Origin of the sequence: Pseudomonas sp. TJI-51, from assembly GCF_000190455.2 — a bacterium.
Lineage (GTDB): Bacteria > Pseudomonadota > Gammaproteobacteria > Pseudomonadales > Pseudomonadaceae > Aquipseudomonas > Aquipseudomonas juntendi.
On record NZ_AEWE02000077.1, the window covers coordinates 31,822 to 32,525 of the forward strand.

Consider the following 704-nt stretch of genomic DNA (forward strand, 5'->3'; position numbering starts at 1 on the left):
CGGCGCTGCTGGCCATGCTGGTCTGGCTGCCACAAGCCCGCCAGGGGCACGGCCTGCACAAGGTGGCATACCGCGTGCGTGGCCTCTGGCGTGACCCGTTGGCCTGGCAGGTGACCCTGTACATGGGCCTGCAGTCGTCGCTGGCCTACATCGTGTTTGGCTGGCTGCCGTCGATCCTGATCGGTCGTGGCCTGAGCCCGACCCAGGCCGGCCTGGTACTTTCCGGGTCGGTCATCGTGCAGTTGCTGAGTTCGCTGAGCGCGCCGTGGCTGGCCACTCGCGGCAAGGACCAGCGGCTGGCAATCGTGGTGGTCATGCTGACCACTCTGGCGGGCCTGTTCGGTTGCCTGTATGCCCCGCTTTCCGGGCTGTGGGGCTGGGCCGTGGTGCTGGGCCTGGGGCAGGGTGGTACATTTGCCCTGGCGCTGACCTTGATCGTGTTGCGCTCGAAGGATGCCCACGTGGCGGCCAACCTGTCGAGCATGGCCCAAGGCGTGGGTTATACCCTGGCGTCGATGGGGCCGTTCGCGGTGGGGTTGGTGCATGACCTGACGGGCGGCTGGGCGGCCGTGGGCTGGATCTTCGCTGTGCTTGGGGTCGGCGCCATCGTCTTCGGGTTGGGGGCCGGGCGGGCTTTGCATGTGCAGGTGACCAGCGAAAAAGTCTGAATCTGTGCTGGGCAGCACCGGCCCTGTCGCCGGCAA

At 67.5% G+C, this 704-nt stretch carries 1 protein-coding gene; it reads left to right on the forward strand.

Annotated elements, in window-relative coordinates; all coding sequences use genetic code 11:
• The coding region (locus G1E_RS29640; RefSeq protein ID WP_047149966.1) for an MFS transporter at positions 1–668 on the forward strand (668 nt) is incomplete at its 5' end.
• Positions 669–704: the final 36 nt, after the last annotated feature.